Origin of the sequence: Streptomyces sp. (assembly GCF_050698815.1) — a bacterium.
Taxonomy (GTDB): domain Bacteria; phylum Actinomycetota; class Actinomycetes; order Streptomycetales; family Streptomycetaceae; genus Streptomyces.
Genome location: NZ_JBOHCV010000072.1, coordinates 1 through 5,553 on the forward strand (window position 1 = coordinate 1; position 5,553 = coordinate 5,553).

At 70.0% G+C, this 5,553-nt stretch carries 6 protein-coding genes and 1 pseudogene; all 7 read left to right on the top strand.

The genetic code is table 11. The annotated features are described in order from the left end of the window. Positions 1–244: pseudogene (locus ACRDP3_RS03040) on the top strand (PrsW family intramembrane metalloprotease); the annotation flags it as partial. A gap of 180 nt (positions 245–424) precedes the next feature. Beyond that, a complete protein-coding gene (locus ACRDP3_RS03045) occupies positions 425–1,936 on the top strand; it encodes an FG-GAP and VCBS repeat-containing protein (protein WP_431515236.1) in 1,512 nt (503 codons plus the stop codon). A 182-nt stretch (positions 1,937–2,118) separates the two neighbouring features. Then, positions 2,119–2,565, top strand: a complete 447-nt coding sequence (locus ACRDP3_RS03050) for an SseB family protein (RefSeq protein WP_431515237.1) — start codon at positions 2,119–2,121, stop codon at positions 2,563–2,565. Continuing rightward, the gene (locus ACRDP3_RS03055; protein ID WP_431515238.1) at positions 2,562–3,230 is read left to right on the top strand and encodes a hypothetical protein; all 669 of its coding nucleotides are present in this window, start codon (positions 2,562–2,564) and stop codon (positions 3,228–3,230) included. The genes ACRDP3_RS03050 and ACRDP3_RS03055 overlap by 4 nt, the downstream gene beginning before the upstream one ends. Continuing rightward, the gene (locus ACRDP3_RS03060; protein WP_431515239.1) at positions 3,230–4,894 is read left to right on the top strand and encodes a putative T7SS-secreted protein; all 1,665 of its coding nucleotides are present in this window, start codon (positions 3,230–3,232) and stop codon (positions 4,892–4,894) included. Before ACRDP3_RS03055 ends, ACRDP3_RS03060 begins: the two co-directional genes overlap by 1 nt. A 43-nt stretch (positions 4,895–4,937) precedes the next feature. Then, the gene (locus tag ACRDP3_RS03065) at positions 4,938–5,234 is read left to right on the top strand and encodes a YrhB domain-containing protein (protein WP_431515240.1); all 297 of its coding nucleotides are present in this window, start codon (positions 4,938–4,940) and stop codon (positions 5,232–5,234) included. Between the two features lie 6 nt (positions 5,235–5,240). Next, a partial coding sequence (locus ACRDP3_RS03070; protein WP_431515241.1) for a hypothetical protein occupies positions 5,241–5,553 on the top strand: 313 nt, incomplete at its 3' end.

Genomic DNA, 5,553 nt, shown 5'->3' on the forward strand with positions numbered 1-5,553 from the left:
CGCCGAGTACCAGCACTTCGCCACCTCCCTCGCCCTGCTGCGCGACCGCGCCCAACACGGCGCCCCGGCACCGGACTTCCAGGCCCGCGAACAGGAACTCCTGCACCACCTCTGGCACCGCCACGCCGTCGCCGGCCCGGCGACGGCCTCGGCGGCCCGCACTCTCATCAGCCCCCACTTCCCCGTCGTCCCCGCCCAGTGGGGCGCCGCCCCAGGCCCGGGTCCGTACGGCCCACGGCACTGAACCGGAAGGCGGAACGCGTCAGCTACGGGCGCCGACTGCCACTCGTTCGGGGCAAGCAGGGCAACCTTCGCTCTTCACCGCATGTCGTACTTGCGATGACAACGCGTCCGGCATGCCGCACCGGTCCGTGCAACGGGGGACGGCGGCGCGTGCGAGGACGCCGGACGAAGGAGTGCCCAAGTGCCTCACCTGCACAGCAGACAGACGGGCCGCGCCGCAAAGCGCGCCCGCACCCTCGCCGTTGTATTGGCGTCCGCCCTGCTGACCGGCGGCGGACTGACCATGGATGCCGCGGCAACCCAGCCCGGCCAGCCGGCCCAGCCCACCAAGACCACGGCTCAGCAGGACGCCGCGACCCCGGACTTCAACCAGGACGGATACCCCGACCTCGCCGTCGGCGTACCCCGCGGCACCGTCGCGGGGAAGGCCAAGGCGGGCTTCGTAGCGGTCCAGTGGGGCAGCCGGGACGGCCTCAACAGCGGCCACCGCACGCTGATCAGCCAGCACACCGCGGGCGTACCGGGCACCGCGGAAGCCGGTGACGGGTTCGGCACCGCCGTCGACACCGCCGACGTCAACCGGGACGGCTACACCGACCTGCTCGCCGGCGCCCCCAAGGAGGCCAGCGGCCTGACGGGACGCGGCGCCGTCTCCGTCGTCTGGGGCAGCCGGTCCGGCTTCTCGGGCGGGCTGACGGTCGCCAACCGGCCGCACTCCTACGGCGCCCTCGGCGCCAGCGTCGTCGCGGGCGACTTCACCCGGGACGGGAGGGTGGACGTCGTCTTCAACTCCACCACCGAGGAGACCGGCGGCCTGAGCATGGTGCGCGGACCGATCTCCCGGAACGGAACCCCGAAGCCGATGGAGCGCGTCGACCGGTTCGGGATGGGCAGCGGCACCGCCCACCTCGTCTCCGCCGACGTCGACGGAGACGGCCGTACGGAGCTGGCCACCACCGTCTCCGCATGGGATGACTCCAGCACGCGGCTCTACCGCTGGCACAACGGCGGACTGGAGCGGTTCTGGTCCCTCGGCGGCTACGGAACCTCCCTCGCCGCCGGCGACTTCGACGGCGACGGGCACGACGACGTCGCCATCGGCCACTGCCGCGACGGCGAGCAGCAAGAGGCCTGCGGCCCCCTCCAGCTCCGCAAGGGCGGCGCGGTGCACGTCGTCTACGGCGAGGCGTCGGCGTCGGACTTCGGTACCCGGAACCAGACGCTCCACCAGGGCACCGTGGGTGTCCCGGGCACGGCCGAGACCGCCGACTCCTTCGGCGCCACCCTCTCCGCGCTGGACGCGAACAACGACGGCCGCGACGACCTCGCCATCGGTAACCCGGCCGAGGCCGTCGGCCACACCACCGGCGCGGGCATGGCCACGCTGCTCTTCGGCGAACTGCACGGCGTGCTCGACGAGTACGGCGACGCTCGCGGCACCGGCTGGAACCAGGGCACCGCACACGTACCGGGCACCGTGGAGAAGGGTGACCGGTTCGCGGCGGCCGTACGCCTGCTCGACACCGACGGCGACACCGCACCGGAACTCCTGCTCGGCTCCCCCGGTGAGAACTCCGGCACCGGCGGCCTGTGGGCCCTCCCCGGCCGCGGCAACGGCCCCACCGCCCCCGCCTCCTACACCCTGACCCCGCCCGCCCACGCCCCCGCCTTCGGCGGCGTCCTGTCCCACTGACCCGACCACTCGCCCACGGTCCGGGGAAGCACATCTCACGCTTCCCGCTTCCCCGGACCGTGCACACACTTTCTCCACCCCAAGATGGTGTACCCGACCACACTGACCTGCCGATACTTGCGACCGAGAGCGGGTTGCTGCCAGCATGCCCGCGAACTGGCACGTGCCGTGACGAGTTGAGGTTGGGGGCCCCGACGGTGCAACTGGCAGACCTGGTTGCCGCCGAGCAGCGGACCCGCGAGAACGCCGACGCCGCGCGCCGCGAATTCCTCGACTTCCTCGACGGCTTCCGGCACACCACCGTCCTGGTCCCGCTGGACGAGCGGGACGGACTGTGGTCGGCCGAACTCGGCGGAATCCGCTGGATCATGGCCTTCTCCGACGAGGAGGCGCTGGCCGATTTCGCCCGTGCCCGCAGCGCCCTGGACGGCGCGGCGCCGCGCGAGTGGGACTACCGCAAGATCCTGGGCTCACGGCTGCTGGACTCGGTCGTACCGGCCGTCGGCGTGCCGTGCGGCGTCGCCCTGGACGCGGCAAGCGAGGACGGCAGGGTGCTGCCGCCCGTAGAAGGGATCGTCCCGGACAGGGCGACGGTGGAGGCGTACGTGAACGACGGGGGCAGGGAATGAGCGGCGACAAAGCGGATCTGGCGGCGCCCGCAGAGGCGCTGAAGCTGATCACCAAGGGCATCACGGACTCGATGGGCGAGCTGAAGGAGCTCGGCATGGTCGGCGAGGCCAGCATGGGCCGGGGCTTCTCCGATCTGGCGCTGACCGGGCTCCAGTTGGGGCATACGGGCCTCACCTCGACGCTCGAGTCGTTCTGCGAACGCTGGGAGTGGGGCGTGCGGACCCTGATCCAGGAGGGCAACAACTTCGCGCACGGCGTGGGGCTGTCCGCGGGCGTGCTCCACGAGCAGGACCAGTACATCCAGGGCAGCTTCAAGGTGCTGACGAACTCCGCCATGGGCAATCCGTACGCCACGGAGGAGGAGATCACGAAGAAGTCCTGGGGCGAGGTGGCGGCCAGCAACCCGTACACGCACTTCCGCGACGCGGACTACAGCGCGGAGTCCTTCCAGAAGGCCCAGGAGAACAGCACGCAGGCGTGGAAGAACACCGCCTGGGACGTGAGCACGGCGACGGGCTCCCCGGTGATGACGGCCGTCAACCAGGGAATCGACGCGGCCGGCATGCGCGACGAGGTGGACGCGGGGATGCGGGAGAACTTCGGCCCGTCCCCGGAGGAGCAGGAGAAGGCGGCCCAGGCCCGGCAGCAGAACGGTGAGCGCTGATGGGAATCGGATTCACCGACGCCCTCGGCGAGGTCGTGGACGGTGGCAAGGACCTCGTCAACGAGGGTCTGAGCGCGGTCGAACAGGGCGTGGAGGACGGCAAGAAGGTCCTCGGCACGGGCATCGACATAGGCACCGGCTGGGCGGGTCAGGGACTGGAGTCCATCGGCGCGGAGGGCGCCGCGGACAAGGTCGAGGACTGGGGCGACGAGACCGCGTCCTCACTCGGCGCCCACGTGAGCGAGCAGCAGCTGGGCCAGACCGAGCAGGCGAACGAGCTGATTCAGGGCTCCCGTTCGGAGATCCTGGCCGTCGCCAAGCACCTGCGGGACTTCCAGGCCGCGTTCGAGCGGGTCGCCCGGGGGATGCGCAAGCTGGACTCCTCGCACTGGAAGGGCGAGGCCGGCAACGCCTTCCGCGACAAGTTCGCCATGCACCCGACGAAGTGGGTGCACGCCGCGGACGCCTGCGAGAGGGCCGGCAAGGCCCTGGACTCCTACGCGGACACCGTCAAGTGGGCGCAGGACCAGGCGCAGGAGGCCATCGAGAAGTACAGGAAGGGCGAGGACGCCTCCGACAAGGCGAAGAAGGCCGACGACCCGCCCGACAAGGACCCGGGCGACGCGGACCGCGACCGCGCGCACGAGATACTCGACGAGGCCCGTCGCCAGCGGAACACCGCCGCCGAGACGGCGGAGCGGGCCGTACGGGCCGCCCTCGCCCACGCCCCCGCCGAACCCCCGCCTCTGGACCGAGCGGGCGCCCTGATCATGGACGGCTACGGCGCGGGAGCGGTGGAGCTCAACCACGTCGTCGGCGGGGTGGTCAAGGGCACCGCCGGCATCGTCAACTTCGCGCGCGGGCTCAACCCGACCGACCCGTACAACCTGACGCACCCGGCCGAGTACTACCAGAACGTCAACATGACGCTGTCCGGCCTGGTCTCCACCGCGGCCCACCCGGAACGCATCCCGCAGGCCCTCGCCGAGACTTTCAAGAAGGACTTCAGCGAGGGCGTCGGCCGCCTCATCCCCGAGATCTTCGGCACGAAGGGCGCCGGCACCGTCCGTACGGGCCTCCGGGTCGGCGCACGGGAGGGCGTCGAGGCGGGCGTGGAGAGCGCGGCCCGCAGGCCGGGCTCGCACATACCGGACCCGCCGAAGGACTGGAGCGACCTCGCCGAGTCGACGAAACACGTCAACGAAAAGGCGATCCACGCCGACTCCATTTCACCGGAGAAGGCCCGCGAATTCATCGACGACCAGTACCCGTGGCTGAACGACGTCAACAACACGGGGCAGCCGGGGTACGTCGACAACTGCTCGCATAACGTGGTCACGGTGGACAAACGGCTGGACGGGCACGAAGTCTCGGCCGCCCCGCGGGCCGAAGGTGCACACATCCCGCCCGAGGCACTGGGACTCAAGAATCGAGGACTCGGCCAGTACGACTCGGTGAAGAGCTACGACGAGTTGATCCAAAACATGAACTCAAGAGGCGAGGGGGCGCGCAGTGTCGTGTACGTCTCCCGGGCAGACGGCAGCGCGCACGTCTTCAACGCCGTGAACACCAAGCACGGGGTCGTGTTCCTCGATGGCCAGTCCGGTACGCTCGGGAAGCTGGAAAGGGACGTGACATCGATCCAACACATCCCGTACCGATGATTACCGAGACCCGTACAACCGAGAACAAGCAGGAAAGCCACCCATGATTTCCCACGAAGAAGCCCATACGTCGGCTCGCGAATTCCTTGAGCACACGTCCTACGCCAAAGAATTCACGCTCGTCATGCAGCCTGAGCTGACGCAGGAATATCCGGTGGCGTGGGCGGTCCGGTTCGACTCGCAGGAACATCTGGACACGGGAGAACTCGCGAAGGCCCCCTTCACTCGGGTCCTCATCGTCCCGAAGGACGGTGGGGCACCTCACTTCCCGCCGAGCCACATGCCGGTGGCTCAGTACATGGAACAGCTCTCCTCGAACCAGCCCCCCACGGGAGCCTGACGCATCATGGTCGATCCCCGGCAGCAGGCACTCACCTGGCTGAACGCCACCTACGGCGGTCTCGTCGAACTGGCACAACCGGAGCCCGTGGCGGAGGACGCCGCCACGTGGCTGTTCGGCTGCCGGTCCAAGCGCCAGCCGGTGTATCCGCCAACTCCGATGCTGGCCGCGTCTGTTGTCGTTCCCAAGGACGGCAGCATTCCCTTCCACCCGGCGGCGAACGACCCGCTTGCGGACATCGCCGAGTTCGGCCGCGCGCCCTCGCCCCGGCTCCCGGAAGAGCAGGCGCGCAAGCTCAACTCCCGTGGCTGCGTGGTGG

What these genes read in the sequence shown, in the direction of transcription:
- ACRDP3_RS03055 (WP_431515238.1), top strand. Translation starts at nt 2,562, where the DNA reads ATGAGCGGCGACAAAGCGGATCTGGCGGCGCCCGCAGAGGCGCTGAAG.
- ACRDP3_RS03060 (WP_431515239.1), top strand. Translation starts at nt 3,230, where the DNA reads ATGGGAATCGGATTCACCGACGCCCTCGGCGAGGTCGTGGACGGTGGC.
- ACRDP3_RS03065 (WP_431515240.1), top strand. Translation starts at nt 4,938, where the DNA reads ATGATTTCCCACGAAGAAGCCCATACGTCGGCTCGCGAATTCCTTGAG.